This window comes from Streptomyces sp. CNX435, from assembly GCF_059570575.1.
In genome coordinates this window covers 235892-262480 of sequence record NZ_JCANTA010000003.1, presented here as the reverse complement: position 1 = coordinate 262480, position 26589 = coordinate 235892, and the positions used below count along the sequence as shown (strand labels likewise).

Below are 26589 nucleotides of genomic sequence, written 5' to 3'. Positions count from 1 at the left end.
GTGAGGCGACACAACTGAATCGACGCAACTGAATCAACACAGAGACATATCCACGGAGACCGCGGTGCCCCTGCTGCCCCCGAGCAGTGGGGGCTCCGCTCCTGGTGTCCGGTCGGCGGGGCGAGCCGCGCCGGGCCGCGGCAGCCCTGTGGCCTCGGCTGTTACCGCGGGCTTACGCGGCCTCCGGCACGCTGGCGGCATGCGTGTGCTCATCGTGGAGGATCACCGGGAGCTCGCCGAGACGGTCGCCACCGGACTGCGCGAGGACGGCATGGACACGGACCTCGCGTACGACGGACAGGAGGCGATAGACCGGACCACGACCTGTGAGTACGACGTGGTCGTCCTCGACCGCGACCTGCCCAGGCTGCACGGCGACGAGGTGTGCCGCGCGCTGACCAGGCACGGCAGCCGTACCCGGGTGCTGATGCTCACCGCCTCCACCACCGTCGCCGACCGCGTCGACGGCCTCGGCCTCGGCGCCGACGACTACCTCACCAAGCCCTTCGCGTTCGCCGAGCTGATCGCCCGCATCCGGGCGCTCGTCCGGCGCCCGCCGAACGCCGTGCCCCCGGTGCTCACCCGCGGCGACCTGACCCTCGTCCCCGCCCAGCACCTCGCCAGCCGCGGCGGTCGCCGGCTCGACCTGTCGCGCAAGGAACTCGCCGTGCTGGAGCTACTGCTGTCCGCGCAGGGCGCGGTGGTCTCCGCCGAGGAACTCCTCGAACGCGCCTGGGACGCCGGCGCGGACCCGTTCACCAACGCCGTGAAGGTCACCGTCAGCAGGCTGCGCCGCAAGCTGGGCGACCCACCGGTGATCGAGACCGTGCCCCATGCCGGGTACCGCATCTGAGCCCGCCCGCCGCGCCGGCAGCCGCGTCCGCTGGACCGTCCGGCTCCGGCTGACGCTGCTGTACGGCGCGCTGTTCCTGGTCTCCGGCGTCGCGCTGCTCGCCATCACGCTCGCGCTCGTCGCCCGCGGCAACGTCACCAAGGGCACCGTCGTCATGTTCTCCTCCCATCACGAAGGAGGCCGTGAGCCGGTGGACATGCGGCACGTGGCCACCGAGCGCCACGAGGCCGCGGTGCAGGCCCTCGTCGCCCAGGCCGGCATCGCGCTGGCCCTGATGACCGCCGTGTCCGTCGCACTGGGCTGGGTGATGGCCGGGCGGGTGCTGCGGCCGGTACGGATCATGGCCGGCCGGGCCCGGCGGATCTCCGAGCACAACCTGCACGCACGGCTGGCCATAGCGGGCCCGGACGACGAGCTGAAGGACCTCGGCGACACCTTCGACGGGCTGCTGGCCCGGCTGGACGCCGCGTTCGAGGCCCAGCGGCGGTTCGTCGCCAACGCCTCCCACGAGCTGCGCACCCCGCTGACGCTGCAGCGCGCGATGGTCGAGGTGGTGCTCTCCCGCCCGGGCGCGGACGCCGCGTCGCTCCGTGCGGTGTGCGAGCGGGTCATCGCGGCGGGGGAGGAGCAGGAGCGGCTGATCGAGGCGCTGCTGACGCTGGCCGGCAGCCAGAGCGGGCTGGTGTGCAGCCAGCCCGTCGACCTCGCCACCGTCACCCGCGAGGTGCTGCACGAAAGGGCCCGTACCCGGCCCGGCGAGCTGGACGTACACCCCTCGCTGCGCCCCGCGGTCGCCACGGGCGACGAGCGGCTGATGGCGCGGCTCGTGGGCAACCTGGTGGAGAACGCGCTGCGTTACACCCCGGCAGGCGGCTGGGTGCGGGTGGCCACGGGCGTGCAGGAGACGGGCTATCCGACGCTGCGGGTGGTCAACAGCGGCCCGCGGATCCCCGCGGAGCGCATCCCGGACCTGTACGAGCCGTTCCAGCGGCTGCAGCCGCGGGCGGTCGGCGGCGGCCACGGCCTGGGGCTGTCCATCGTCGGCGCCGTCGCCGCCGCGCACCGCGCCGAGGTGACCACGGTGCCGGGGCCGGAGGGCGGGCTGGCGATCACCGTGGAGTTCCCGCCGCCGGACCCGGCGGACTCGTGAGCGGGGCGGTCAGCTGGCGCCGATCATCTCGACCTCGCCGCCGAGCTGCTCGACCTTGCCGCCGTCGGGGACGTACGCCGCGTTCTGCACCGCGTAGTACTCCCGGATGCCCAGCGGCTCCTTCTCCTTGACGTACAGCTCGGCGACGTCGCCCGGGATGACGTGGAAGCCCGGCCGGGTCGCGAAGTCCACGCGCGCGTCGTAGGAGTTGAAGACCGTCAGCGCGCCACCGTCGGCTGTGCGCAGCGCGTAGACGTCCGGGAAGGCGGGCTTGTACGCCTCGTCCCACTTGCGGTTCTCGGACTCGAACTCGGTCTCGAAGTAGCTGTCGTGCTCGGGCCTGATCCAGTCCCGGCGGGTGGTGTAGTCCTCGACCATGTTCTTGCGCACCTTGCTGTCCGCGAGGAGCTTGCCGTCCTTCTTGCCGCCCGAGGCGTACAGGTCGTTGACCGCGTCGTCGAGGCCGTCGAGCGCGGTGGTGCCGACCTCGGCGTCGGCGGGCAGCGCGGTCGGCAGGCCGCCCCGGCCGCGGGCGACCTCGGGGAGCCGGCCCTGGATGCCGACGGAGGCGACGTTCTTCCACGTGTCACCGGCGCGCTCGAAGACCAGCAGGCTGCGGTCGCCTTCGTCGTAGCCGGAGCCGTCGACGGGAGCATCGACCATGTACCAGTCGCCGTCGGCGGGGATGTAGTACTCGGCCTTGTCGGCGAGGTAGCGGAAGGGCTTCTTGTAGAGCTTCTGGTACTTCTTCTCGTACGTCGGGAAGTGCCGGTACTGCGCCTGGCTCTGCTGGTACAGAGCGCCGCCCTCGACCTCGCCGAGCGTCTCGGGGTCGAGTTCGGCGTTGGCCGCGTTGTTGCCCTCGACGTAGTTCTCCAGCACCGTGCGCGCCCGGGCCTCGCTGATCACCGGGCTGGGCTTGGCCGCTTCGTCGCCCGGGTCGTCCGCGTCGTCGTCCGAACCGCCGCTGCACGCCGTGGCCAGCAGAAGCGCGGCCAGTCCGGTGGCGGCGGTGGATATGGCGGTCTTTGTCGTGGCCATGGGCGGATTCCCCCCGGTGCGGTCAAGATCTGTGGTCGTGGCGAGTCTAGGCACTGGCCTCACCGGCCTCCGCGCCCACCCCCGCAGCGCCGAACGCCATGGCTGACGGCGGACCCACGCGGTTAGGGTGAGGTCATGCGAACCGGATTCATTTGACGCTGACGGGCCCGTGGCCCTCCTCACGTCCGATGCGCGAGACGACCTGCCATCGAGACGAGAGGAGACGACGTCGTGACGTCGTTGTTCAGCCACCAACAGATCGAGCACTTCCGCGCCTTCGGGTACGTGGTGCTGCGCGGCCTGCTGAGCCGCGAGGAGACCGACCGGCTCACCGCCGAGGTGACCGCCGGCCTCACCGACGCGTACGGCGGCCTCGGCACCGACACCGACCCGTACGACGAGGGCGGCATCCGCGGTGACTACCTGCCGCTGGCCGCCGACCGGACGCCCTTCAGCCAGTCGCTGATCGCCGACGACCCGAGGCTGTTCCAGGGCTCCGCCGAGCTGTGCGGGCGGATGACCGTGCCCACGGTGCCCAGCGCGGTGTGCTTCACCACGAACTCCGGATGGCACACGGACGTCGGCCCGGACGTGCCCGGGGTGACCTTCCTGGCCCATCTGGAGCCCCGTACGGCGCAAACCGGCGCACTGCGGGTGCTGCCCGGGTCGCACGACCCGGCGTACGCCCGCCGGCTCGCCGCCTACACCGCGGCGGACCCCGCTAACCAGGGGTTCCCCGGCCGGCCGATGCCGGAGACCGTGCTGCCGACCGAACCGGGCGACGTGCTGGCGTTCGACGTCCACCTGCTGCACCGTTCCGTCGGCGGCGCGAGCCGGCTGGCGTGGCGCACCGAGTATCTGGGGTGGCCCGGGCTCGGTGACGCCGAGGGTATGCGCGTGGTGGGCGGGTTGCTCGCGGAGGACGCCTACGAGGACGAGGCGTTCGACCGGGAGCGCTGGCAGGAGTGGGACGAGTGGGCCGCCGGGGCCGCGGGGATCGCCTCGCGGCAGACCGCGCTGGACCGGCTGCGCCTGCTGGGCGTCGTACCCGAGGCCCGTGCCGCCGGTGGGGCCCCCGCCGGGGCCTGACGGAGGAACGGAGACGAAACCGTGGCTCCCGCCGCTCCGGCGGGGCCACGGCCCTCGTCCCGACGTGAAGTCGCGGGCCCTGCGGGGCCCTTGCGGCGCCGGTTACCGGCGGAACCGGCGGGAGCGCCGGCCACCGCCGTCCGGGCGGGCGGAGAGGCGGGCGGCGAGGAGGGCGGAGAGGTCACTCTCCTGCGGACATCTGCTTCTCGGCGGCTGCGAGGATCTCGGTCACGCGCAGCCCGAGGCGCACGTCGCGGGAATCGGGCCGGCCGCTGCCGGCCGCCTCCAGCAGCGCGTCCACGGCACGTACGAACGCGGGCACGGGCCCGTCGTCCCGCTCCGGCGCCGTCTGCACGCCCGGCGTGCCGTACAGCTGCACGGTGACCCCGGACGCCTGCGGCGGGATGGTGTGGCTGAGCGTGCATGCGCTGGACGCGCCGGAGTCGTGCCGCAGCACGAGGTGCACGGTGTCGCCCGGGCCGCGCGCCGACGTGATGGCGCCGGGCGCCGCCGGGTCCACGTCGCCGAGGACCGGCAGCAGCATCGACAGGGCGTGCGGCCCGACGTCCCACAGCGCGCCCTTCTCCCCACGCCAGGGCGAGGCCGCGTAGGGGCTGTCCGAGCCCGCGAAGACCGGCGAGAGCCAGTCGGCGCGGCCCAGCAGCCAGCCCTCCTCGCCGCTCCGCTCCGCCAGCCAGCCGGCGGTCTCCTCACGGAAGCGCAGCGTGAAGAAGACGACGGAGGCCACCCCGGCGCGCTCGACCGCGTCCACCACCCGCCGGGCGGCGGCCACGTCGGTGGCGACGGGCTTGTCCAGCAGCAGATGGCAGCCCGCCGCGGCGGCGCGCTCCGCGAGCGGTGCCTGCACGTCCGGCGGTAGCGCCACCGCCACCGCGTCGCAGTCGGCGAAGAGGGCGTCCACGTCGTCGTACGCGCGCGTGGAGAAGCGGTCGGCGAGCGCCTGCGCCGCCTCGGGCCGCCGGCCCCACACCCCGGCGATCTCCGCCCGCGGGTGTGCCTGGAGTCCGGGGCCGTGCGCGCGCTCCGCCCAGGGGCCGGTACCGAGGAGTCCGAATCGCATGCGCCGAGTTTACGATCACCCCGTACGCCGCATGTCGGGCGCCCTCGCCGACGTGCCCCGGGCCGGGGCGGCCGGCCCAGGGGCACGAGGGCTCACTCCTCCGGGCGCGCCCGGCTGGGTTGCACGCGCTTCGGCTCGCCCGCCATCTTCGGGTGGTCCGGCGGGTAGGGCATGTCGCCGTGGCCGTGGTCCCGCTCCTGCCGCTCGGACAGCTCCAGCAGCGACGTGATGTCGAAGGCGTGCCCGTCCATGTCCGCGTGCACGTCGCCGACCTCGGCGAAGCGTTTCGGCATGGTGACGAGGTCGAAGTCGTCCGGCTCGGCGTCGTCCACCTCCTCCCACGTCAGCGGCGCGGAGACGGGCGCGTTGGGGTGGGGCCGTACGGAGTAGGCGGAGGCGATGGTGCGGTCGCGGGCCATCTGGTTGTAGTCGACGAAGACCTTCTCGCCGCGCTCCTCCTTCCACCACGCGGTGGTGACCTGCTCCGGCATCCGCCGCTCCAGCTCCCGCCCGGCGGCGATCACCGCGCGGCGTACCTGCACGAACGTCCAGCGCGGCGCGATCGGCACGAACAGGTGCATCCCGCGCCCGCCGGAGGTCTTCGGCCAGCCGGTGAGCCCGTGTTCGCCGAGGACGGCGCGCATCTCGTGCGCGGCGCGCACCGCGTCGCCGTAGTCCGTGCCGGGCTGCGGGTCGAGGTCGATGCGCAGTTCGTCGGGGTGTTCGGTGTCGCCGCGCCGCACCGGCCAGGGGTGGAACGTCAGCGTGCCGTACTGGGCCGCCCACACGACCGCCGCCGGCTCGGTGGGGCACATCTCGTCCGCGTACCGGCCGCTGGGGAACGTGATGCGGGCGGTGGGGATCCAGTCGGGCGTGTTCTTCGGCGCGCGCTTCTGGAAGAAGGACTCGCCGCCCATCCCCTCGGGGTAGCGCTCAAGGGTCGTCGGCCGGTCCCGCAGAGCCCGTACGATGCCGTCGCCGACGGCGATGTAGTACCGCGCGAGGTCGAGCTTGGTGTAGCCCTTCGCCGGGAAGAACACCCGGTCCGGACTCGACAGCCGCACGGTCCTGTCGCCCGCCTGGAGCTGAATCGCTGCACCCATGTGCGCAACGGTAAGGCGGATGTCCGGATCTCGCCTTACCGTTGCGCACATGGATCTGCCGGTGATGCCCCCCGTGAAGCCGATGCTCGCCAAGCCGCAGAAGAAACTCCCGCCCGGGATGCTCTACGAGGCCAAGTGGGACGGCTTCCGCGCCATCGTCTTCCGCGACGGCTCCACCGACGACGAACTGGAGATCGGCAGCCGCACCGGCAAGCCGCTCACGCGCTACTTCCCGGAGCTGGTGGAGGCGCTGAAGGCCAACCTGCCCGAGCGGTGCGTCGTCGACGGCGAGATCGTCATCGTCCGCGGCGACCGGCTGGACTTCGACGCGCTCACCGAGCGCATCCACCCCGCCGCCTCCCGGGTGCGGCTGCTCGCCGAGCAGACGCCGGCGAGCTTCGTCGCGTTCGACCTGCTGGCCCTCGGCGACGACGCGCTGCTGGACACCCCGCAGTCACAACGGCGCGCGACGCTGCTGCGCGCGCTGGCGGACGCCGCGGCGCCGGTGCACATCGCTCCGGCGACGCTGGACCTGGCGGTCGCCGAGTCGTGGTTCGAGCAGTACGAGGGCGCCGGGCTCGACGGGATAATCGCGAAGCCGACCGACCTGCCGTACCGGCAGAACGAGCGGGTGCTCGTCAAGGTCAAGCACGAGCGCACGGCCGACGTCGTGCTCGCGGGCTTCCGCTGGCACAAGTCGGGGCCCGTCGTCGGCTCGCTGCTGCTCGGCATCAACGACGACAAGGGCGTGCTGCAGCACGTGGGCGTGTGCGCGGCGTTCTCGATGAAGCGCCGGGCCGAGCTGGTCGAGGAGCTGGCGCCGCTGCGGATGGAGACGCCGGAGGAGCAGGCGGAGCACCCGTGGGCGGACTGGACGAAGGAGGACGCCCACGAGTCGGCGCGGCTGCCGGGGGCGCCGAGCCGGTGGAGCGGGCAGAAGGACCTGTCGTGGGTGCCGCTGCGGCCGGAGCGGGTGCTGGAGGTGGCGTACGACCACATGGAGAACGGGGCCCGCTTCCGGCACACCGCGCAGTTCCGCCGCTGGCGGCCGGACCGTACGCCGGCGAGCTGCACGTACGAGCAGCTGGAGGAGCCCGTGAGGTACGACCTCAACGAGGTGCTGACCGCCCGTCCGCAGGAGTGAGCAGAGGGCGCCGGGCGGCGCCGCCCACGCCGCTCCCGGCGTCGGAAGCGGCGTAACGGAACCTGTCGGTCAGCCGGAGTTGGCCTCCCGGACCCGCCGCCTTCGCCGGCCGCCGACACCATGTCTCCATGGATGCCACTGCCCTGGCACGCTCGCTGTTAGAGCCCGTTTCCGCCCACCGCACCGCCGGCCTGATGGTGCTGCGCGCCATCGACGGCGCCGCCGAGGTCGCCGTCGAGGCCCCCGGCGTGCTCGGGAACGTCATCGGCTCGCTGCACTCCAGCGGCCTCGCCACCCTCGTCGACGCCGCCGGACTGGCCGCCATCCTCTCCGCCGGCGACGCGCCCGGCGAACTGGAAGGCGTGCTGCCGCTCGGCGCCTCCGCCTCGTTCGAGTACCTGGCGCCCGCCCGCGGCCGGCTCATCGCGTCCTGCAAGCTCAGCTCGTCGACCGTCCAGGTGCTGCGTCCCGTCCTCACCGGCACCGCCGACCGCGCCCGTATCAGCACGGAGGCCGTCGTGACCGACGAGCGGCACACCGTCATCTGCCGCGGCGGCTTCGAGTGGAGCGTCCGCCGCGTCACGCGCACCGCCGCCAGCCGCCCCCGGCGCTGAGCGGACTCGCGGGCGGCGGGGCCGAGGCCCCGGCCGCTCGTGCTCAGCCGATCGCGGCCGTGGCGAACTCGGTCAGGAACGCGTCACAGAACGCCTTGAGGTCGTCCGGCCTGCGGCTGGTGACCAGCGTGGCGGGTCCGTCGCCGCAGACCTGCACCTGTGCGTCGACCCAGGTGCCGCCGGCGTTGCGGATGTCCGTCCGCAGGCTCGGCCACGAGGTGAGCGTGCGCCCGCGGACGACGTCCGCCTCGACCAGCAGCCACGGCGCGTGGCAGATCGCCGCCACCGGCTTCCCGGCCCGGAAGAACTCCCGCACGAACGACACGGCGCCGGCGTCCATGCGCAGGAAGTCCGGGTTGGCGACGCCGCCCGGCAGCACGAGGGCCTCGTACTCGTCGGTGGTCGCCTCGGAGACGACCTGGTCGACCTCGAAGGTGTCCGCCTTGTCCAGATGATCGAACCCCTGCACCCGGCCGGGCCGGGTGGAGACCAGCCGGGGGGTGTCGCCGGAGTCCACGACTGCCTGCCACGGCTCGCTCAGCTCGACCTGCTCGACCCCCGCGGGGGCGACGAGGAATGCGATGCGCATGCGGCACATCCTTTCGGTGATCACAGTGCGTGACGGCTCACCGGACGCGCTGCCGATGAACCCCCTCCGGTCCTGTTCCGGAGCGCCACCTGCGGGTACCCGGCGCGGCGTAGTCGGACACACCTCGTGTCGAGAGCCGAGGAGGAACCACATGACCACCACGCCGAGCCCGACGGCCACGGTGCGCAGCCCGCTGCCGGAGACCTCCGGCAGGGCGACCGCCGCCGCGCTGCAGGGCGCCCTCGTGGACCTGCTGGACCTGTCTCTGGTCGCCAAACAGGCGCACTGGACGGTCGTCGGCCCCCGGTTCCGCTCGATCCACCTGCAGCTGGACGAGGTGGTGGCCATCGCCCGCGGCCACGCCGACACCGTGGCCGAGCGCTCCGCCACCCTCGGCCGGCCCCCCTCCGGCATGGCCCGTACGATCGCCGACACCTCCGCGCTCCCGCAGCCCGAGCACGACTGGGCACGCGACACCGCCGTCGTGGAGCTGATGATCCGGCTGCTCGCCGACCTGATCGGCAGGATGCGCGAGCGCATCGACCTGACCGAGAAGACCGATCCGGTCACGCAGGACGTGTTCCTGAACCTGACGGCGGAGCTGGAGAAGCAGTACTGGATGTTCCAGGCCGAGCACGTCGGCTGAGTGCGGACAGGTCGGACCCGCGGGCGGGGCGGCCAGGCGCGGGTCGACCCGCTCGTACGGGTCGCCCGAGTGCACCCGAGGTCGCACGGGAGCGCGCCGCCGGCGCGTCGTGGACCGGGGCGACCGGTGGCCGCGAGGATGGGGGCATGGGAGCCACGCCGCCGATCGTCATGCGGGCCTGGGCCGTCACCGGGAAGGGCCGGCTGGAGCCGGTGGAGCTGCCGGTGCCCGTGCCCGGCCCCGACGAACTGCTGGTCCGGGTGGAGGCCTGCGCGGTCTGCCGGACGGACCTGCACGTGCGCGACCACGACCTCCCGCCGCACAGGACGCCGGTCGTGCCCGGCCACGAGGCGGTGGGGGAGGTCGTCGCGGCCGGGGCCGCGGCGGAGCGGCGCGTCGGGTCCCGGGTCGGCGTCCCCTGGCTGCGCCGCACCTGCGGCCGCTGCCGCTGGTGCGAGCGGGGCCGGGAGAACCTGTGCCCCGAGTCGCGCTACACCGGCTGGGACGCCGACGGCGGGTACGCCGAGTACGCCGTGGTGCCCGCTCCGTACGCGTACGCGCTGCCCAAGGAGCCCGCGGCCGAGGACCTGGCGCCGCTGTTGTGCGCCGGGATCATCGGCTACCGGGCGCTGCGGCTGGCGGACCTGCCGGCCGGTGGCCGGCTCGGTGTCTACGGCTTCGGCGGCTCCGCCCATCTGACCACGCAGCTCGCCGTCGCCCAGGGCGCCGAGGTGCACGTGCGCACCCGCTCCCGCGCCGCGCAGCGGCTCGCGCGGGAGCTGGGCGCCGCGACGGCCGCGGGCGTCGACGAGCCGGCGCCGGAGCCGTTCGACTCGGCGGTGCTGTTCGCGCCGGCCGGCGAGCTGGTGCCGGTCGCGCTGGCGGCACTGGACGCCGGGGGCACGCTCAGCGTGGCGGGCATCCACGTCACCGCGATCCCGGAGCTGTCGTACGACCGGCACCTGTTCCGCGAGCGCGTGCTGCGCAGCGTCACCGCCAACACCCGTGCGGACGGCCGGGACTTCCTCGCCGCCGCGACCGCGCACGGCGTGCGCCCGACCGTGACCCCGTACCCCTTCGACCGGGCGGACGCCGCGCTGGACGACCTCGCGGCGGGGCGGGTCAGGGGCGCGGCGGTGCTGCGGATGCCGGCGGGGTGAGGGCGCGTACGGGGCGGGAAGCGCCCCGCGCCGCGGTCAGCCGCGCGGCACGTACACCACCCACGCCTGCCCCTTCGCCAGCGGCATCGCCTCGCCGTCCGGCGTGGTGAACACCGTGCGGTCCGCCGCCGTCGGCCGGTCCCACTCCGCCGCGTAGGCCCGGCCGTCCCGCAGCACCGTGGCCTCGCCGGAGCCGACGGTCTCGGTGAACGGCGAGTTGTTGCCCCACCGGTCGCCGAACGCGCCCTTGCGGATCGTCGTCTCCTGCAGCACCACCGTCGGCGGCGCGAGCCGCTCGCCGCCGCTGGTGGCCGGCGTGCCGTCCATGGAGACCTCCCAACCGCGCCGCGCGCCCGACCAGTCGAAGGTGAAGTTCGCGGCCGGCATCTCCACCGTGCGCTCGCCGGTCTTCCGGCCGCCGGCCGGAGCCTCGCCGGTCTCGTAGAGCGACGCCGCGGCCATGCCGGCGAGTTCGGGGGCGGCGTCGGAGACGCGGTCGGGGCGCAGGTAGAGGTTGTGCGGGATGGGCCGGTCGGTGCCGCGGAAGTACGCGCCGGGCAGCTGCTCGGGCGGCACCGGGCGTAGCGGGGCGCGGTTGATGTACGGCTTGAGCCTGCCCTGCGCGCCGGAGTACGCGAGCACCGGGTCGTCGTACTGCGCCAGCAGCTCCAGGTCCGTCTCGCGGGCGCTCCGCACCGGCCCGACGACGTCCGGGAGCCCGGAGGCGTAGACGGCGAGGAAGCGGCAGATGCCGGCCTCGACCCGCTCCACGTGCACGACGTCGGCCTGCTCCAGGCCCGTGTGCGGGCGCGCGGGCGCGGCGTTGTCCAGCTTCACGCCCAGCACCGGGCCCTCGGGCGCCGACGGCTCCTCCGCGGGGGTGGGCGGGGGCGGTTCGGACGCGGGCGGGGAGGCGGGGGAGGAGCGCGCCTGGGGGCGGTGCTGCGCCGGCTCGTCCGTGCCGTCGTGCGACCGGGCGACGAGCACCGCGGCGACGGCGACCGCGGGCACCAGGAACGCTGCCGCCGCGGCCGTGTGCTTCCTGTTCAACGAACCCCCCCACTGAGCCGGGCTGCCGATGACCTACCCGCCCCGGCGGCCCGCTACCGTGGCGATTCCTAGCGCAGCAGCTGGTCGGCGACCACGAACGCGAAGCCGGCCGCCAGCACCGCCATGGCGACCCGGGTGCGGCCCGCCCGGCTGAGCATGATCGCGGTGCCGGAGAGGATGAGCGCACCGCCGTAGAGCGCGAACGTCAGCAGCGACGGCTCGCTGCGGAACTGCACCACCATGGCCACGCCCACCGCCACCATCACACCGGCGGAGGTCAGGGCCCGAACGCGGCGTGCCTGCCGGGGAGTCAGGCGGGGCGGCGGCGGCTCGTCGCCGTCCTGCGGGTCGAGCGGGTCGAGCGAGTCGCCCGGGTCGCCGGCGCCGGGCGTGTGGGGGCCGCCCGCGTCGGTGCCGGCCCGGTTGGCCGCGCCCGTTCCGGTCATTCCGGTCTTTTCGGCTTGGTCGAGGTCCGTGTCGTCGATGTCGGTGTCGTCGCGGGAGGTCATGTGCGCCGAGCGTAGTCGCCAGGCCGCGCGACGGGAGGGCCGGGACGGGGATCCGGCCCGGGAATCGGGGCCGGCTCCGCGCCCCGGCGGAGTCGGCCGGGACCCCGCGCCCTCCTCGCACCGGAGCCGGCGTACCGGCCCTACGTGCGGCCCTCGTCCTCCTGCGCCGTGCGCAGCGTTTCGGCGGGCGGCATCCAGTCGGCCCGTACGACCCGGAAGCCCGCCTTCTCGTACGCCGTGCAGACCGGCTCGTCGTCGTCCACGACCACCGCCACGGTGCGCCCGCGGGCCACCCGGCGCAGCAGCTCCGGCTTCGCCAACCGGGCCGGCCGCCGGTCGCCGGCGCGGCGCATCCACAGCGGGCCCTCGGGCAGGCCGTGTGCGGCGAGCCAGACCACGGTGTCCCGCCGGGTGCGCTCCGGGCGGCCGGTCACGTAGCAGACCTCGCACGTCTCGGCCCACTGAAGGACCAGCGCCAGACCCTCGGGCAGCGGCGGGTCGAGGGGGGCCGCGCGGAAGAAGGCGTCCCAGTCCTTGGGGGAGGACTCGACATGGTGCAGCCGGTGCCGGGTGTCGGTGAGGGTGCCGTCCAGGTCGAACACCGCAAGGTCTCGCTGCGCCACGCCGCCAGCTTATGGGCGGCGGCCGGACCGCGTCCCACCGGGTGCCTTACGGACCACCGGCCCCGCCCGTTACCGTGCCCCGATGGATCGACGCCAGACCACCGGCGCCGGGATGGCCCTCGCGCTGCTGCTCGTCGTGGGCCTCGTCGTCGTGCTCACCGCCACCAACGAAGATGCAGACGACGGCGAAGCCGGCGCCTGCACCGGCCTTGCCGTCTCCGGCTGGACCGCGGACGCCGAGACGACGGACGAGTTCGAGCGCTACGGCAACGACGGCGCGCGCACCGACGACTGGACCGGTGGCGACGGCAACCACTCGGTCCGGCTGCCCGACGGCCGCACGCTGTGGCTGGCCTCCGACCCGTACCTCGGCCAGGTGCGGCAGCCGCCCAACCGGCAGGGCCAGCCGCACGCCTGGCGCGACACCTCGCTCGGCACCCCCGCCTGGACGCGCAACGCCGCCCTCGTCATGTCCGAGGACGGCCGCCTCGAACGCACCCTCCTCGGCGGCCCCCCCGGCGCGCCCGCCTCGCTCTTCCCCGAGCCTGGCGCCCCGGTGCGGCAGTGGCGCTGGCCGGTGCACGCCGTGGTGGAGCCGCGCGCGCCCGGCTCGTCCGAGCAGGTGCTGCGGGTGCTGCTGTGGCACCGGCAGGAGGCGCAGCAGCCGTGGATCTACGGCGTGCCGCTGGCCACCGAGGTCGCCACGCTCTCGCTGCCGGACCTGCGGCTGGAGGGCATCACCCAGGTCGACGACCAGTCCCGGGTCGCCGACCCCGCCGACCGCCTCGTCTACGGCGCGGCGGCCGTCCGGCAGGGCGACTGGACGTACGTCTGGGGCGGTACCGACGGCCGCACCCCCGACCAGGCCGAGCGCAGCTCCCGCGCGCACCTCGCGCGCGTGCCCGCCGGGCGGCTCGCGGACCGGTCGGCGTGGCGGTTCTGGGACGGCGAGCGCTGGGGCCGGGATGCCGCCCGCTCGAAGCCCGTGCTGGGCGACGGCGGGCGCAAGGGCGTCGGCAGCGCGTTCAGCGTGGTGCGCCGGGACGGCACGTGGGTGCTGTTCACGATGGACGCGGGCGGGCCCGGCGGGAGCGGGCTGACGACGGTCGCGTCGTACTGGGCGTGCCGGCCCGAGGGCCCGTGGCACGGGCCGGACGAGGCGTTCGTCGCGCCGCTGCCGGACGACGCCGGCGGCGGCTCCGCCGCCGCCGCGTACAACCCGCAGGTCCATCCCGGCGTCGGTGACGGCGACGGGCTGCTGGTCGGCTACGACGTCAACTGGCTGGACGCCTCCGCGGACACCGTCTCCGCCCACGTGCACCGCAACGTCGCCCTGTACCGCCCGCGGTTCGTACGCCTGCACCTCGATACGGTGGAGTGATGACGGACGAGGCACCACCGGAAGGCCCCGCGGTCGACTTCTGGTTCGACCCCGTGTGCCCGTGGACGTGGACCACCGCGCGCTGGCTGACGGAGGTGCGGCGGCTGACCGGCATCCGGGTGCACTGGCGGGTCATGAGCCTGGAAGTCCTCAACGAGGGCCGAGCGGTCAACCCCGAGGACCCGCAGGGGGAGTGGGGCGCGTACCTGTGGATGCCGGTGCGGGTGTGCGCCGCTGTCGCGGAGCACCACGGCCCGGAGGCGCTCGGCCGGTACTACGCCGCGCTCGCCGTGCGGCTGCACGAGCGCGGCGAGTGGGACGGCCCGGCCCGCGCGCTCGACGACGCCGGGCTCCCCGGGGAACTGGCCGCCGCCGCCGAGTCGGAGGCGTACGACGCGGCGATACGCGCCTCGCATGCCGAGGGCATCGCGCTGGTCGGCGAGGACGTCGGCAGCCCGGTCCTCGCCGTGACACCGCCCGGCGGCGCCCGCTTCGCCTTCTTCGGCCCGGTCGTCTCACCCGCGCCGCGCGGCGCGGACGCGCTGCGGCTGTGGGACGGGCTGCTGACGCTGGGCGGCGTGCCCGGCCTGTACGAGATCAAGCGCACCCGCACCGACGAGACGCCGTCGTTCGCGTAACCGCCGCCCCGGGCCCGTAGCGGGGGATTCGCCGCCCGGGCGCCGCACGGACACGGAACAATGCCGTCCCATGCAGCCTCACGCCGACGACCTCATCCGCGCCCTCGACCCCCTCCCGTACCGGCAGCGCCTGCACGAGCTGGCCGTCGCCGCCCGCCGGGCCGCCGGGCGCGGCGAGCTGGCCGCCCTCCTCGACGGGCTGGAGGGGCACGGCGTCCACGGCCGTCGGCTCGCGGCGTTCGCCGCCCTCGTCGGGCGCGACACCGGTCACCTCGCCGCCCGGCTGGCCGACCCCGACCCCGCGGTGCGCGCCCAGGGCGCGAAGGCCGTACGGCGCGGGCTGCTGCCCGACGACGCGGTCGTCGCCGCCTTCGACGACGCGCCCGCCGTCGTCCGCGGGCAGCTCACCCGCGCCGTGGTCCGTGGCCGGCGCACGTCCGTCGCGGAGGCGCTGATCGGGCCCGTCGGCGAGCAGTGGGGCGACGCCGACGCCGCGCGGCTGCTGCCCGCCTGCACGGCTGAGACCGTACGCCGCCTGCTGCCGGCGCTCTGGCCCGCGCTGAGCGGCCCGGCCACCCTCGCCGCCCGGCATCCCGCGGCCGTGCTGGACGAGGCGGAGCGGCAGTTGGAGCTGCTGGCCCCCGGCGGCCGGGCGGACTGGTGGTACCGGTACGAAGGCGTCGTCGCCCCGCTCGCCGACCGCGCCCCGGACCGCGTGCTGGACCTGCTGGAGCGGTACTGCCACGGCGGGCTGGAGCCGCTCGTGCAGCAGCGGCTGAACCGCCTCGTGGCCGCCGACCCCGGCCGCACCCTGCGCCTGCTGCTCGCCCCGGAACGCCGCCGCGCGACCGCCGCCGGCCGGCTCCCGCGCACCGTGCTGCACCGCCTCGTCGTCGCCGCGCCGCCGGAGCTGCCCGAACTCGCCCGGCTGTGGCAGGAGAACACCATCTCGCTCACCGACCTGCTGCGCCGTACCGCGCCGTCCCGCCGCGAGGCGCTCTTCGACGCCGCCATGGCCGAACGGGACACCGCCCACGACGACTTCCCGTCCGACCTGCTCGACGCGCTGCCCCGGGAACGCCGGGCGGCGGAGGCACGCCGCATGGCGGCGCAGGCCCGCGAGCGCGACGCGCACCGGTCGACGGTGCTCCGCGCGGTGGCCTGCCTGCCCGTCGCCGAGGCCCGCGGCGACCTGCTCGCCGCGCTGCGCCGCCCCGACGCCGATGAGCGGGCCGAGGCGTACCGCCTGCTCGTCGCCAACGCCGCCCGCTCCGGGCACCCCGAGGACGTCACCAGCGCCGTCCGGCTGCTCGCTGAGCGACTGCGCAACGACCAGGACCCGGTACGCGCCACCGCCCTGCGGCAGCTCGCCGAGACCCACCCCGCGCTGTTCAACGACGCCGCCGCCGACCACCTCCACCGCATAGCCGCCGACGCGGTCGACTCCCGCGACTCCTCCCCGGCCACCCGCGGCGCGCTGCGCACGCTGGCCGTCGCCCTGCTCCGCGAACACGCCGCGGGCGGCCGGCGCGAGCTGGTGAGCTTCTCGCTGCGTACGATCACCCGGCTCACCGGGCACACCGGCGGCGCCGACCTCGGCCGGCTGGACACCTCGCTGCGCCGCGGCCAGGAGCACGCGGTCTTCGACGCCCTCGAACCGTGGCTGGAGGCGGGCGCGGACAAGGTCGACCACGGGCTGACGTTCGCGCTCGCGCGGGCGCTCGGGCGGCGCGCCTGGGGGATGCCCAAGCTGCAGGAGTACCTGTGGCAGGCCGTGCAGTTCGGCACCGACGCGACCGTGCGCACCGCCGTGTCGCTGTGGCTGCGGCCGCGCGCGGGCCGTGACGAGCGCGTCGCCCGGGTGCTGGCGCTGGAGCCGTCCGCGGCGGTGCTCCCGGCGGTGTACACGGTGCTCGCCCGCAGCCGTACGGACCTGCTGGGCGCCGTGCTCGGCGACACCCCGCCGTGGGGCCGGTTCCTGCCCCGGGGCGCCTCCTGGACGCCGCCCGTCGTCACACCCGAGCGCTGGACGCCGGCCCAGCAGGCCGCCGCCGCCCGGCTGCTGGCCCGGGCCGCGGGCGACACCGGGCTCCCGCAGCACGCGCGCGTCCGCGCCCTCGCCGAGGCCGCCCGCATCCCCGGCCACGGCCTCGACGTCGTCTTCCGCTACACCGGCTCGGAGGACGTCGCCCTCGCGGAGGCGGCGCTCGCCGCCCTGGTGTGGACCGAGCGGCCCGAGGAGGCGCTGCCGCTGCTGCTCGCGCACGCCGGCGGCGACCGCGCACGCGTCGCCGTGTACGCCGCCACCCGCGCCACCCGGCACGCGGCGCCCTCGCGCGTCGAGGCGGCCCTGCGCCCGCTGCTGCTGCCCGACCCCGAAGGGCCGGGCGGCGGCGCGAAGGTCACCAGCCGCAAGGAGGCCGTCCGGCTCGCCGCCACCCGGCTGCCGGCCGAGCGGGCGGCGGAGCTGGTGGTCGGCGCGTACGAGCTGCCGGGGCAGCACCGCGACGTGCGCGCGGCGTGCGTGGCGTTCGCCGGCGCGCTGCTCGGCCGGCCGGAGGTCTGGCGGATGCTGGAAGCCGCCGCGGCCGACGTACCGGACGTCCGGCTCGCGCTGCTCTCGCCGCAGCCGCGCGACCTGCGCGAGGAACACCGGCCGCGGTACGCCGGGCTGGTGGAGGCCGCGGGCCGCACCGCCGACCCGGACATCGCCTGGGCCGCGTACGCGAGCCTCGCCGACTGGGCGCCCTGGTCGCCGGGCGCCGCGGACGTGCTGTGCGAGGCGGTCACCGACCTCGGCAACCGCGCGACGTGGGAGCCCGCCGCCCAGGCCCTCGTCACCCTGGCCACCCGCGCCCCGGCGGACGACCCGGCGCGCGAGCCCGTCGTACGCGCCGCACGTGAACTCCGCGTCCGCGCCCCCGGCCAGCCCGACGCCGAGCGGGACCGCGACCTGCCCGCGCGCCGGCGCGTCGTCTCCCTCGTACGGCGGCTGACCGGCTGGATACCGGACCACCACCGCAGCCAGCTGCGGCCCACGCTGCACGCCCTCGCGGACGTGCTCGCGGCGGACGCCGACTTCGTGCCCGAGGCGGCGGTGCTGCGCACGGAGGCCGTCGACTTCCAGGCCGGGGCGGCGGAGCTGACGGCGGCGCTCCGCGACCTCGCGGCGCTGCACGAGGACCGCCCGGTGCTCGCGCGGACCACGGCGACCGGGCTGCACAGCCGGCTGGACCGGGCCGCGAGGGCGGGCGCGCCGGACGCCTGGGCGGAGACGGCCCGCGCACTGGCGGCGGCAGGCGGGCACGCGGAGGGCCTGTTCGCGGTCGCCCTCACGGACGTCACCGGCGAGCGCGCGGGCTGGCCGGAGCCGTGGCGTGCCACGCTGCGGACGCTGCGCGCGCACCCGCGGCGCGAGGTGCGGGACGCGGCGCTGGCGGTGGAGACGGCGGAGGAGTAGGGCGTACGGACCGGGCGGCCGGTACGCGCACGCACCCGGACGCCGAAGGTGGGGCGGACGCGGGGCGGACGCGGGGCGGACGCGGAGAACGGCCGTGGCGCCGTTACGAGGCCGACGGCGCCGACGTGCTCCGCACCCGGAAGCCCATCCCCGCCGCCACCAGCCGCTCCGTCAGCGCCTCGCCCATCGCCTGCGCCGTCGTGACCTGCCCCGACGTCTCCGGCAGCGGGTCGTACGCCAGACACATCGCCGCCTCCGCCAGGATCTTCGCCGTCTCGTCGTACCCGGGATCGCCGCCGCTGACCTCCGTCACCACCCGCCGGCCGCCGCCCGTGCCCACGAAGCGCGCGGAGAACCAACTGCGCGCCCGCCGCTCCTCGCTCGGCCCGGTACCCGGTGCCAGCCGGGAGGCCATCAGCTGGCGCAGCGGCGGCAGTTGCGCCGCCGCGGCGAAGGCGCCGGCGCCCAGCACGCTGCCAGCGGCGACCGGCAGCCGCTTGACGGCGGCGTAGTGGCGGTAGCGGAAGTCCGGCCCGTACCGCGGCAGCGCCGCCGCCGAACGCGCCACCACGTGCGACTCCAGCGTCGGCAGCGGCAGCCCCCAGGTGCGCAGCGCGCTGCTGCGGGTCGGCGCGCCCAGCGGCGCGCGCACCCGGCGCTCCGTTACCCGCGGCTCCGCCCTGCGGCGGGCCCGCGCCGCGCGCGCCCCCGGCAGCGGCCGGGAGACGACCCCGAGCGCCGACGCCAGCGTGCCGCCGGAGATCTGGCCGGACGCGCGCACGAAGCCGTCGATCCGCAGCGGCACGTCCTCCGGCAGCTGCTCGACGGTGTAGCGCACGCCGAGGTCGGACGGCGTGCAGTCGAACCCGCAGGCGTGCACCAGCCGGGCCCCCGTCTCCCGGGCCCGCTCGTGGTGGCGTACGTAGACGCGGTCGACGAACTCCCGCTCGCCGGACAGGTCGGCGTAGTCCGTGCCGGCCGCGGCGCACGCGGCGGCCAGCGCATCGCCGTGGCGCAGGAAGGGCCCGACCGTCGTGGCCACCACCCGGGTCTGCTCGGCCAGCCCGCGCAGCGACTCCGGATCCGTCGCGTCGGCGGCGAGCAGCGGCAGGCCGCCCCACTCCGGCCGGACCGCGGCCAGCCGGTCGCGGACGTCCGCCAGCCTGTCGGTGTCCCGCCCGGCCAGCGCCCAGCGGCAGTCGGGCGGCGCGTGGCGGGCCAGGTACTCGGCGGTGAGCCCGCCGGTGAAGCCCGTGGCGCCGAACAGGATGAGGTCGTGCGGTCGGGACTCGTCTGCCATGGGTTCCAGGGTGGTTCATCGGCGCCGTTCCGTCGACGCGGCGGACGGCGGCGGACGGCGGATTCCGCCCCGCGCGCCCGCGGGGGGCGCGCGGCGGGGCGCGTGCCGGGTGTCCGACCCGCGCGCGGGTTCCCCGCCCTTGTGCCCACTGAAACGTGTTCTTATCATCTCTGGTGTTACACAGTTGGTGTCACACTGCGCTGGGGGCTTGATGGGGAGCACGGGGCACGGCCCGCTGCACGGCGTCCGCGTGGTCGAGCTGGCCGGCATCGGCCCCGGTCCGTTCGCCGCCATGCTCCTCGCGGACCTCGGTGCCGACGTCGTCCGCGTCGACCGGCCCGGCGGCCCGGAACTCGGCATCGACCCCGCGCACGACCTCACCAACCGCAACAAGCGCTCCGTCGTCCTCGACCTCAAGTCCGCCGCGGGCGCCGCCGCCGCGCTGGCCCTCGCCGAGCGCGCCGACATCCTCGTCGAGGGCTATCGCCCCGGCGTCGCCGAGCGCCTCGGCGTCGGCCCGGAGGAGTGCCTCGCCCGCAACCCCCGGCTGGTGTACGGCCGGATGACCGGCTGGGGCCAGGACGGCCCGCTGGCGCGGACCGCCGGCCACGACATCGGCTACGTCGCCGTCACCGGCGCGCTCGGCATGATCGGCCCGGCCGACGGCCCGCCCGCCATCCCCGCCAACCTCCTCGGCGACTACGCCGGCGGCTCCCTCTACCTCGTCGTCGGCGTGCTGTCCGCACTGCAGCACGCCCGTACCACCGGGGAGGGGCAGGTCGTCGACGCGGCCATCGTGGACGGCACCGCGCACCTCACCTCGATGATCCACGCCATGGTCGCGGCCGGCTCCTGGCAGGACCGCCGCGGCGCCAACCTCCTCGACGGCGGCGCGCCCTTCTACGGTGTCTACGAGACCGCGGACGGCCGGTACATGGCCGTCGGCGCGCTGGAGCCCGCGTTCTACGAGGAGTTCGTCCGGCTCCTCGGCGTCACGGGCACCCTCCCCGACCGTACCGACCCCGCCGACTGGGAGGAGCTGCGCCAGCGGCTCGCCGCCCGCTTCAAGGAGCGTACGTGCGCGGAGTGGACGGAGGTCTTCGCCGGCTCCGACGCCTGCGTCGCCCCCGTGCTGTCCCTGCGCGAGGCCCGCGACCACCCGCACCTCGCCGCCCGCGGCACGCTCACCGAGAGCCATGGCACCGTCCAGCCCGCCCCCGCGCCCCGGTTCTCCGCCACCCCCGGCGCCGTACGCCGTCCGCCCCCGCGCCCGGGCGCCGACGCGGCGGACGTCGCCCGCGACTGGAACGTCCCCGACCTGACCCCCGCCCCCACCCAGGAGGAGCGTTGAAGCGCCGGCTGTACGGGCCCGAGCACGAGGCCTTCCGCGACACCGTGCGGACCTTCCTGGCCAAGGAGGCCACTCCGCACTACGAGAAGTGGGAGGCCGACGGCGTCGTCTCCCGTGACGCCTGGCTCGCCGCCGGGCGGCAGGGCCTGCTCGGCCTCGCCGTCCCCGAGGAGTACGGCGGCGGGGGCCACGACGACTACCGCTTCGCGGCCGTGCTCGCCGAGGAGTTCGCCCGCGCCGGCGTCGCCGGCCTCGCCGTCGGGCTGCACAACGACGTCATCGGCCCGTACCTGACCTCCCTGGCCACCGACGAGCAGAAGCGGCGCTGGCTGCCCGGCTTCTGCTCCGGCGAGCTGATCACCGCCATCGCCATGACCGAGCCCGGCGCCGGCTCCGACCTGCAGGGCATCCGCACCACCGCCGAGGACCGCGGCGACCACTGGCTGCTCAACGGCGCCAAGACGTTCATCTCCAACGGCATCCTCGCCGACCTCGTCGTCGTGGTCGCCAGGACCACCCCCGAAGGCGGCGCGCACGGGCTGAGCCTGCTGGTCGTCGAGCGCGGCGCGGCGGGCTTCGCGCGCGGCCGCAACCTCGACAAGATCGGCCAGAAGGCCCAGGACACCGCCGAGTTGTTCTTCACCGACGTACGGGTCCCGAAGGAGAACCTGCTCGGCGCACGTGACGGGGCGTTCGGCCACCTCATGGCCAACCTGCCGCAGGAGCGGATGGTCATCGCCGTCTCCGCGGTCGCCGCCGCCGAGCACCTGGTCGAGGCCACGACGGCGTACGTCAAGGAGCGCGAGGCGTTCGGCCGCCCGATCGCCCGCTTCCAGCACATCCGCTTCGAGATGGCCGAGATGGCCACCGAGTGCGCCGTGACCCGGGCGTTCGTCGACCGCTGCATCGAGGACCTCGCGGCCGGCGAGTTGGACACGGTGCACGCCTCGATGGCCAAGTGGTGGGCGACGGAGCTGCAGAAGCGCACCGCCGACCGCTGCCTGCAGCTGCACGGCGGCTACGGCTACATGAACGAGTACCCCGTGGCCCGCGCCTTCACCGACGGGCGTGTCCAGACCATCTACGGCGGCACCACCGAGATCATGAAAGAGATCATCGGCCGCTCCCTGCTCTCCTGAGAGGCTGACCCACCGTGACCACAACCGCCAGCCCGTCCGCCACCGACGCGTACGTGTACGACGCGATCCGCACCCCGCGCGGGCGCGGGAAGGCGAACGGCGCCCTGCACGGGACCAAGCCGATCGACCTCGTCGTCGGCCTCGTCCACGAGCTGCGCCGCCGCTTCCCCGACCTCGACCCGGCCGCCGTCGACGACGTCGTGCTCGGCGTCGTCAGCCCGCACGGCGACCAGGGCTCCGACATCGCCAAGATCGCGGCCATCGCCGCCGGGCTGCCCGACAGCGTCGCCGGCGTGCAAGAGAACCGCTTCTGTGCCTCCGGTCTCGAAGCCGTCAACATCGCCGCGGCGAAGATCCGCTCCGGGTGGGAGGACCTGATCCTCGCCGGCGGCGTCGAGTCGATGTCGCGGGTGCCGATCGGCTCGGACGGCGGTGCCTGGTTCAACGACCCGATGACCAACATGGAGGTCGGCTTCGTACCGCAGGGCATCGGCGCCGACCTGATCGCCACGATCGGGGACTACAGCCGCCGGGACGTGGACGAGTTCGCCGCGTTGTCGCAGGAGCGGGCTGTCCAGGCGTGGAAGGAGGGCCGCTTCGAGCGCTCCGTGGTGCCGGTCGTGGACCGCGCCGGGCTCACCGTCCTGGACCGGGACGAGCACATCAGGCCGGGCACGACGGCCGACGGCCTGGCCAAGCTGAAGCCGGCGTTCGCGGACATCGGCGAGCTGGGCGGCTTCGACGCCGTGGCACTGCAGAAGTACCACTGGGTGGAGAAGATCGACCACGTCCACCACGCCGGCAACTCCTCCGGCATCGTCGACGGCGCCGCCCTCGTCGCCGTCGGCTCCGCCGAGGTGGGCCGCCGCTACGGGCTCACCCCCCGGGCCCGTATCGTCTCCGCCGCCGTCACCGGCTCCGAACCCACCATCATGCTCACCGGGCCCGCGCCCGCCACCCGTAAGGCGCTCGCCAAGGCCGGCCTGGGCATCGACGACATCGACCTGATCGAGATCAACGAGGCGTTCGCCGCCGTCGTGCTGCGCTTCATCGACGACATGGGCGTCAGCCTGGACAAGGTCAACGTCAACGGCGGCGCCATCGCGATGGGCCACCCCCTCGGGGCCACCGGGGCCATGATCCTCGGCACCCTCGTCGACGAACTGGAGCGCCGCGACCTGCGCTACGGCCTCGCAACCCTCTGCGTCGGTGGCGGCATGGGCATCGCCACCGTCGTCGAGCGCCTCTGACCCCGTCCCGCCCCCGCCACCCGGAGACTCCCGTATGAGCACCGCCACGAGCCACACGAACACGATCCGCTGGGAGCAGGACGACACCGGTGTCGTCACCCTCGTCCTGGACGACCCGAACCAGTCCGCCAACACCATGAACGCGGACTTCATCCAGTCGCTCACCGCCGTCGCCGACCGGCTGGAGGCCGAACGGGACAGCGTGCGCGGCGTCGTCTTCGCCTCCGCCAAGAAGACCTTCTTCGCCGGGGGCGACCTGCACGACCTCATCCGCATCGACCGCGAGCACGCGCGCGAGGCGTTCGACACCGGCCTGGCCGTCAAGCGCGCGCTGCGCCGCATCGAGACGCTCGGCGTGCCCGTCGTCGCCGCCCTCAACGGCGCGGCCCTCGGCGGCGGCTACGAGATCGCGCTCGCCTGCCACCACCGTGTCGCCCTCGACGCGCCCGGCTCGAAGATCGGGCTGCCCGAGGTCACCCTCGGTCTGCTGCCCGCGGGTGGCGGCGTCACCCGCACCGTACGGCTGATGGGCATCACCGACGCGCTGCTGAAGGTGCTGCTGCAGGGCACCCAGTACCGGCCGCGGCGGGCGCTGGAGAACGGCCTCGTGCACGAGGTCGTCGAGACCGAGGAGGACATGCGCGCCGCGGCCCGCGCGTTCGTCGACGCCCACCCGGAGTCCCGGCAGCCCTGGGACGAGCCCGGATACAAGATCCCGGGCGGTACGCCGGCGAACCCGAAGTTCGCCGCCAACCTCCCCGCGTTCCCCGCCAACCTGCGGAAGCAGCTGAACGGCGCCCCGTTCCCCGCCCCGCGCGCCATCATGGCCGCCGCCGTCGAGGGCTCCCAGGTCGACTTCGAGAACGCCCAGGTCATCGAGGCCCGCTACTTCGTCGACCTGGCCGTCGGGCAGACCGCCAAGAACATGATCCAGGCGTTCTTCTTCGACCTGCAGGCCGTCAACGCCGGCCGCTCACGCCCGGACGGGATCGCCGAGCGGCGCGTGTCGAAGGTCGCCGTGCTGGGCGCCGGGATGATGGGTGCCGGCATCGCGTACGCCTGCGCCCGCGCGGGCATCGAGGTGGTGCTGAAGGACGTGTCGGTCGAGGCGGCCGAGAAGGGCAGGGCGTACTCGGCCGGGCTGCTCGACAAGCAGCTCGCCAAGGGCCGTACGACCGAGGAGAAGCGGGACGCGCTGCTGGCCCGCATCACCCCGGTCGCGGACCCGGCGGAGCTGGCCGGCTGCGACGCCGTCATCGAGGCCGTCTTCGAGGACCCGGCGCTCAAGCACAAGGTGTTCCAGGAGATCCAGGACGTCGTCGCCCCCGGCGCCCTGCTGTGCTCGAACACCTCCACCCTGCCCATCACGCTGCTCGCCGAAGGCGTCGACCGCCCGGGAAACTTCGTCGGGCTGCACTTCTTCTCGCCCGTCGACAAGATGCCGCTGGTCGAGATCGTCAGGGGCGAGCGGACCGGCGACGAGGCGCTGGCCCGCGCCTTCGACCTCGTGCGGCAGATCTCCAAGACCCCGATCGTCGTGAACGACTCGCGCGGCTTCTTCACCTCCCGCGTGATCGGGCACTTCATCAATGAGGGCGTGGCGATGGTCGGCGAGGGCGTCGAGCCCGCGACCGTCGAGCAGGCCGCCGCCCAGGCCGGCTACCCGGCCAAGGTGCTGTCCCTGCTGGACGAGCTGACCCTCACGCTGCCGCGGAAGATCCGCAACGAGACGCGGGCCGCGGTCGAGGCCGCCGGCGGCAGCTACCCCGTACACCCGGCGGAGGCGGTCATCGACCGTATGGTCGACGAGTTCGGCCGCACCGGGCGGGCCGGGGGAGCGGGCTTCTACGACTACGAGGACGGCAGGCGGACCCGGCTGTGGCCGGGGCTGCGGGAGCACTTCTCGAAGCCGGACCAGGCCCCGCCGGCGCTGCGCGACCTGCAGGAGCGGATGCTGTTCGCGGAGGCCCTGGACACCGTGCGGCTGGTCGAGGAGGGCGTGCTGACGTCCGTCGCGGACGCGAACATCGGCTCCCTCTTCGGCATCGGCTTCCCGGCCTGGACGGGCGGCGTCCTGCAGTACGTCAACGGCTACGAGGGCGGGCTGCCCGGCTTCGTGGCGCGGGCCCGGGAGCTGGCGGCGGCGTACGGCGAGCGCTTCGAACCGCCCACGCTGCTGCTGGAGAAGGCGGCGAAGGGCGAGCGGTTCACCGACGGCGCCTGAGCCGGCCCGGCCCCCGCCCGCCGGCTTGCGGCCGGCGGCGGGGCGGGGGCCGCGGCGGGGGGTGGGCCCGTACTCAGCCGACCCGCAGGGTGCGGATCGTGCCGATCTTGGCGTAGAGCTTCGCACCCGGGCAGGCGGTCGGGTAGAGCCGGCGGTGCGACGTGACGCGGTGGACGGTGGTGCGGTCGCCCTTGTCGTACTTGCCGTTGGACTTCCCGGCGGTCAGCCTGACCTCGCCGGTGCGCTTGTGGCCGGCCACGTCCAGCCGCCACTTGGACAGCCGGGCCAGTGCCTTGGTGACCTTCGCGGGGACGGACGCGGAGCCGTAGCTGCCGATGACCGCGGCACCGCTGGTGTTCTTGTTGAAGCCGAGGGTGTGCGCGCCGGTCACCGGCTTGGTCACCCCGCCGTGGCGGCCCTCGTAGATCCGGCCGCACTTGTCGACGAGGAAGTTGTAGCCGATGTCGTTCCAGTCGTTGGTGCGGGTGTGGTAGCGGTAGATCGCGCGGATGATCGACGGGGCCTTGGCACAGGAGTAGCGGTTGCTGTCCACGGTGTGGTGGACGATGAACGCCTTGGTGTTGCTGCCGTAGTCGGGCCGGTGGTCCCGCCACGACTCGTTCGCGCCCCACTGCTTGCGCGAGATGATCGACGGCCGGCTCGCGGTCGTCGAGTACGCGGGCTCCTCGGGGACCCCGGGCCCGTCGGCGGGGTCGACCAGCTCCAGCCGGGCGCGGCCGGGCAGCGGCGCCGTGCCGCCGCCGGTGCGGAGCAGCCGGCCCCGGGCGGCGTCGGAGTCGCCCACCCACAGCGGCTCGGTGGCGGCCCGCGCCGGCGCGGGGGAGCCGGGCTCGGTCTGCCGGGGCTGGATCTCCAGCGACCGCCACGCCGTCCACCGGCCGGTGCCGGCGTCCCGGGTCCGTACCTGCGGCGTGCCGTCGAGCGCGCCGTCGCGGGCCGGCCAGGAGACGCCGACGAGGCTGAAGCGGTCGTCCGGGGCCGGCTCCGGCTCGGGGCTGGCGAGGGCGCCGGGCAGGGTGAGACCCGCGGCGACGAGCAGGACGGCGAGTGCGGGGAAGGCCCAGCGGCGTCCCCGTAAGGGGCTTGCGCTCATGCTCGAACTCCTAGGCGCGGACGGCGGTTTGCGACTGCGACGCGGGATGAGCATGACAACACAGTCGGGCGCCGGGCAAG

Annotated in this window: 23 protein-coding genes; 14 read left to right on the top strand and 9 right to left on the bottom strand. The window is 75.0% G+C overall.

Annotated elements, in window-relative coordinates:
- Positions 1-199 precede the first annotated feature (199 nt).
- Positions 200-853, top strand: coding sequence for a response regulator transcription factor (locus tag T328_RS07630; RefSeq protein WP_496495122.1), 654 nt, complete (start codon positions 200-202; stop codon positions 851-853).
- Positions 834-2003: a HAMP domain-containing sensor histidine kinase gene (locus tag T328_RS07625; RefSeq protein WP_496495121.1), complete on the top strand. Its 1170-nt coding sequence runs from the start codon at positions 834-836 to the stop codon at positions 2001-2003. The genes T328_RS07630 and T328_RS07625 overlap by 20 nt, the downstream gene beginning before the upstream one ends.
- 9 nt (positions 2004-2012) lie before the next feature.
- On the opposite strand, the gene T328_RS07620 is transcribed toward T328_RS07625, so the two are convergent.
- Positions 2013-3044: a DUF8094 domain-containing protein gene (locus T328_RS07620; protein ID WP_496495120.1), complete on the bottom strand. Its 1032-nt coding sequence runs from the start codon at positions 3042-3044 to the stop codon at positions 2013-2015.
- A gap of 231 nt (positions 3045-3275) precedes the next feature.
- Between T328_RS07620 and T328_RS07615 the strand changes: the two genes are divergently transcribed.
- On the top strand, positions 3276-4133 hold the full coding sequence (locus tag T328_RS07615) for a phytanoyl-CoA dioxygenase family protein (RefSeq protein ID WP_496495119.1): 858 nt from the start codon (positions 3276-3278) through the stop codon (positions 4131-4133).
- Positions 4134-4314: 181 nt separating this feature from the next.
- On the opposite strand, the gene T328_RS07610 is transcribed toward T328_RS07615, so the two are convergent.
- Together T328_RS07610 and ligD are read right to left on the bottom strand one after the other, a co-directional pair.
- Positions 4315-5214, bottom strand: coding sequence for a Gfo/Idh/MocA family protein (locus T328_RS07610; protein ID WP_496495118.1), 900 nt, complete (start codon positions 5212-5214; stop codon positions 4315-4317).
- 92 nt (positions 5215-5306) lie between these two features.
- On the bottom strand, positions 5307-6317 hold the full coding sequence (gene ligD, locus T328_RS07605; protein WP_496495117.1) for a non-homologous end-joining DNA ligase: 1011 nt from the start codon (positions 6315-6317) through the stop codon (positions 5307-5309).
- Between the two features lie 49 nt (positions 6318-6366).
- Here ligD and T328_RS07600 point away from each other — a divergent pair, with 49 nt between their 5' ends.
- On the top strand, positions 6367-7461 hold the full coding sequence (locus T328_RS07600; RefSeq protein ID WP_496495116.1) for an ATP-dependent DNA ligase: 1095 nt from the start codon (positions 6367-6369) through the stop codon (positions 7459-7461).
- 128 nt (positions 7462-7589) lie between these two features.
- On the top strand, positions 7590-8075 hold the full coding sequence (locus tag T328_RS07595; RefSeq protein WP_496495115.1) for a hotdog family protein: 486 nt from the start codon (positions 7590-7592) through the stop codon (positions 8073-8075).
- Positions 8076-8118: 43 nt separating this feature from the next.
- On the opposite strand, the gene T328_RS07590 is transcribed toward T328_RS07595, so the two are convergent.
- Positions 8119-8664 (bottom strand): type 1 glutamine amidotransferase domain-containing protein, encoded by a 546-nt coding sequence (locus T328_RS07590; protein WP_496495114.1) that lies wholly within the window; start codon positions 8662-8664, stop codon positions 8119-8121.
- A 151-nt stretch (positions 8665-8815) separates the two neighbouring features.
- Here T328_RS07590 and T328_RS07585 point away from each other — a divergent pair, with 151 nt between their 5' ends.
- Together T328_RS07585 and T328_RS07580 are read left to right on the top strand one after the other, a co-directional pair.
- A complete protein-coding gene (locus tag T328_RS07585) occupies positions 8816-9310 on the top strand; it encodes a Dps family protein (protein WP_496495113.1) in 495 nt (164 codons plus the stop codon).
- A 170-nt stretch (positions 9311-9480) separates the two neighbouring features.
- A complete protein-coding gene (locus T328_RS07580; protein ID WP_496495376.1) occupies positions 9481-10470 on the top strand; it encodes a zinc-binding alcohol dehydrogenase family protein in 990 nt (329 codons plus the stop codon).
- 36 nt (positions 10471-10506) lie between these two features.
- Here the strand turns inward: T328_RS07580 and T328_RS07575 are convergent, their stop codons facing one another.
- The 3 genes from T328_RS07575 to T328_RS07565 form a co-directional block, all read right to left on the bottom strand.
- The gene (locus tag T328_RS07575) at positions 10507-11520 is read right to left on the bottom strand and encodes a DUF3048 domain-containing protein (protein WP_496495112.1); all 1014 of its coding nucleotides are present in this window, start codon (positions 11518-11520) and stop codon (positions 10507-10509) included.
- A gap of 68 nt (positions 11521-11588) precedes the next feature.
- On the bottom strand, positions 11589-12029 hold the full coding sequence (locus T328_RS07570) for a hypothetical protein (RefSeq protein WP_496495111.1): 441 nt from the start codon (positions 12027-12029) through the stop codon (positions 11589-11591).
- A 140-nt stretch (positions 12030-12169) separates the two neighbouring features.
- Complete coding sequence (locus tag T328_RS07565) at positions 12170-12652, bottom strand: phosphatase domain-containing protein (RefSeq protein ID WP_496495110.1); 483 nt, start codon at positions 12650-12652, stop codon at positions 12170-12172.
- An 82-nt stretch (positions 12653-12734) separates the two neighbouring features.
- On the opposite strand from T328_RS07565, the gene T328_RS07560 reads away from it, so the two are divergent.
- From T328_RS07560 to T328_RS07550, 3 genes are all read left to right on the top strand, one after another.
- Positions 12735-14033, top strand: coding sequence for a DUF5005 domain-containing protein (locus tag T328_RS07560; protein WP_496495109.1), 1299 nt, complete (start codon positions 12735-12737; stop codon positions 14031-14033).
- Entirely contained in the window at positions 14033-14671 is a 639-nt protein-coding gene (locus T328_RS07555; protein WP_496495108.1) for a mycothiol-dependent nitroreductase Rv2466c family protein, read from the top strand. The genes T328_RS07560 and T328_RS07555 overlap by 1 nt, the downstream gene beginning before the upstream one ends.
- 70 nt (positions 14672-14741) lie before the next feature.
- Positions 14742-18131: a hypothetical protein gene (locus tag T328_RS07550; RefSeq protein ID WP_496495107.1), complete on the top strand. Its 3390-nt coding sequence runs from the start codon at positions 14742-14744 to the stop codon at positions 18129-18131.
- A 103-nt stretch (positions 18132-18234) separates the two neighbouring features.
- Here T328_RS07550 and T328_RS07545 read toward each other — a convergent pair whose 3' ends face one another.
- Complete coding sequence (locus T328_RS07545; protein WP_496495106.1) at positions 18235-19431, bottom strand: saccharopine dehydrogenase family protein; 1197 nt, start codon at positions 19429-19431, stop codon at positions 18235-18237.
- A gap of 211 nt (positions 19432-19642) precedes the next feature.
- Here T328_RS07545 and T328_RS07540 point away from each other — a divergent pair, with 211 nt between their 5' ends.
- The 4 genes from T328_RS07540 to T328_RS07525 are packed head-to-tail and all read left to right on the top strand — an operon-like array spanning position 19643 to position 25395.
- Positions 19643-20782 (top strand): CaiB/BaiF CoA transferase family protein, encoded by a 1140-nt coding sequence (locus tag T328_RS07540; RefSeq protein WP_496495375.1) that lies wholly within the window; start codon positions 19643-19645, stop codon positions 20780-20782.
- Positions 20779-21921: an acyl-CoA dehydrogenase family protein gene (locus T328_RS07535; protein WP_496495105.1), complete on the top strand. Its 1143-nt coding sequence runs from the start codon at positions 20779-20781 to the stop codon at positions 21919-21921. The genes T328_RS07540 and T328_RS07535 overlap by 4 nt, the downstream gene beginning before the upstream one ends.
- 14 nt (positions 21922-21935) lie before the next feature.
- Positions 21936-23171 carry an acetyl-CoA C-acetyltransferase gene (locus T328_RS07530; RefSeq protein WP_496495104.1) on the top strand — a complete coding sequence of 412 codons (1236 nt, stop codon included), beginning with the start codon at positions 21936-21938 and terminating at the stop codon, positions 23169-23171.
- A gap of 34 nt (positions 23172-23205) precedes the next feature.
- Entirely contained in the window at positions 23206-25395 is a 2190-nt protein-coding gene (locus T328_RS07525) for a 3-hydroxyacyl-CoA dehydrogenase NAD-binding domain-containing protein (protein WP_496495103.1), read from the top strand.
- Between the two features lie 73 nt (positions 25396-25468).
- Here T328_RS07525 and T328_RS07520 read toward each other — a convergent pair whose 3' ends face one another.
- A complete protein-coding gene (locus T328_RS07520; protein WP_496495102.1) occupies positions 25469-26509 on the bottom strand; it encodes an N-acetylmuramoyl-L-alanine amidase in 1041 nt (346 codons plus the stop codon).
- Positions 26510-26589 lie beyond the last annotated feature (80 nt).

Coding starts and splice junctions, on each gene's coding strand:
- T328_RS07545 (WP_496495106.1), bottom strand. CDS start 19,431: ATGGCAGACGAGTCCCGACCGCACGACCTCATCCTGTTCGGCGCCACG.
- T328_RS07630 (WP_496495122.1), top strand. CDS start 200: ATGCGTGTGCTCATCGTGGAGGATCACCGGGAGCTCGCCGAGACGGTC.
- ligD (WP_496495117.1), bottom strand. CDS start 6,317: ATGGGTGCAGCGATTCAGCTCCAGGCGGGCGACAGGACCGTGCGGCTG.
- T328_RS07590 (WP_496495114.1), bottom strand. CDS start 8,664: ATGCGCATCGCATTCCTCGTCGCCCCCGCGGGGGTCGAGCAGGTCGAG.
- T328_RS07550 (WP_496495107.1), top strand. CDS start 14,742: ATGCAGCCTCACGCCGACGACCTCATCCGCGCCCTCGACCCCCTCCCG.
- T328_RS07525 (WP_496495103.1), top strand. CDS start 23,206: ATGAGCACCGCCACGAGCCACACGAACACGATCCGCTGGGAGCAGGAC.
- T328_RS07560 (WP_496495109.1), top strand. CDS start 12,735: ATGGATCGACGCCAGACCACCGGCGCCGGGATGGCCCTCGCGCTGCTG.
- T328_RS07540 (WP_496495375.1), top strand. CDS start 19,643: ATGGGGAGCACGGGGCACGGCCCGCTGCACGGCGTCCGCGTGGTCGAG.
- T328_RS07595 (WP_496495115.1), top strand. CDS start 7,590: ATGGATGCCACTGCCCTGGCACGCTCGCTGTTAGAGCCCGTTTCCGCC.
- T328_RS07585 (WP_496495113.1), top strand. CDS start 8,816: ATGACCACCACGCCGAGCCCGACGGCCACGGTGCGCAGCCCGCTGCCG.
- T328_RS07555 (WP_496495108.1), top strand. CDS start 14,033: ATGACGGACGAGGCACCACCGGAAGGCCCCGCGGTCGACTTCTGGTTC.
- T328_RS07520 (WP_496495102.1), bottom strand. CDS start 26,509: ATGAGCGCAAGCCCCTTACGGGGACGCCGCTGGGCCTTCCCCGCACTC.
- T328_RS07580 (WP_496495376.1), top strand. CDS start 9,481: ATGCGGGCCTGGGCCGTCACCGGGAAGGGCCGGCTGGAGCCGGTGGAG.
- T328_RS07600 (WP_496495116.1), top strand. CDS start 6,367: ATGGATCTGCCGGTGATGCCCCCCGTGAAGCCGATGCTCGCCAAGCCG.
- T328_RS07625 (WP_496495121.1), top strand. CDS start 834: ATGCCGGGTACCGCATCTGAGCCCGCCCGCCGCGCCGGCAGCCGCGTC.
- T328_RS07570 (WP_496495111.1), bottom strand. CDS start 12,029: ATGACCTCCCGCGACGACACCGACATCGACGACACGGACCTCGACCAA.
- T328_RS07620 (WP_496495120.1), bottom strand. CDS start 3,044: ATGGCCACGACAAAGACCGCCATATCCACCGCCGCCACCGGACTGGCC.
- T328_RS07610 (WP_496495118.1), bottom strand. CDS start 5,214: ATGCGATTCGGACTCCTCGGTACCGGCCCCTGGGCGGAGCGCGCGCAC.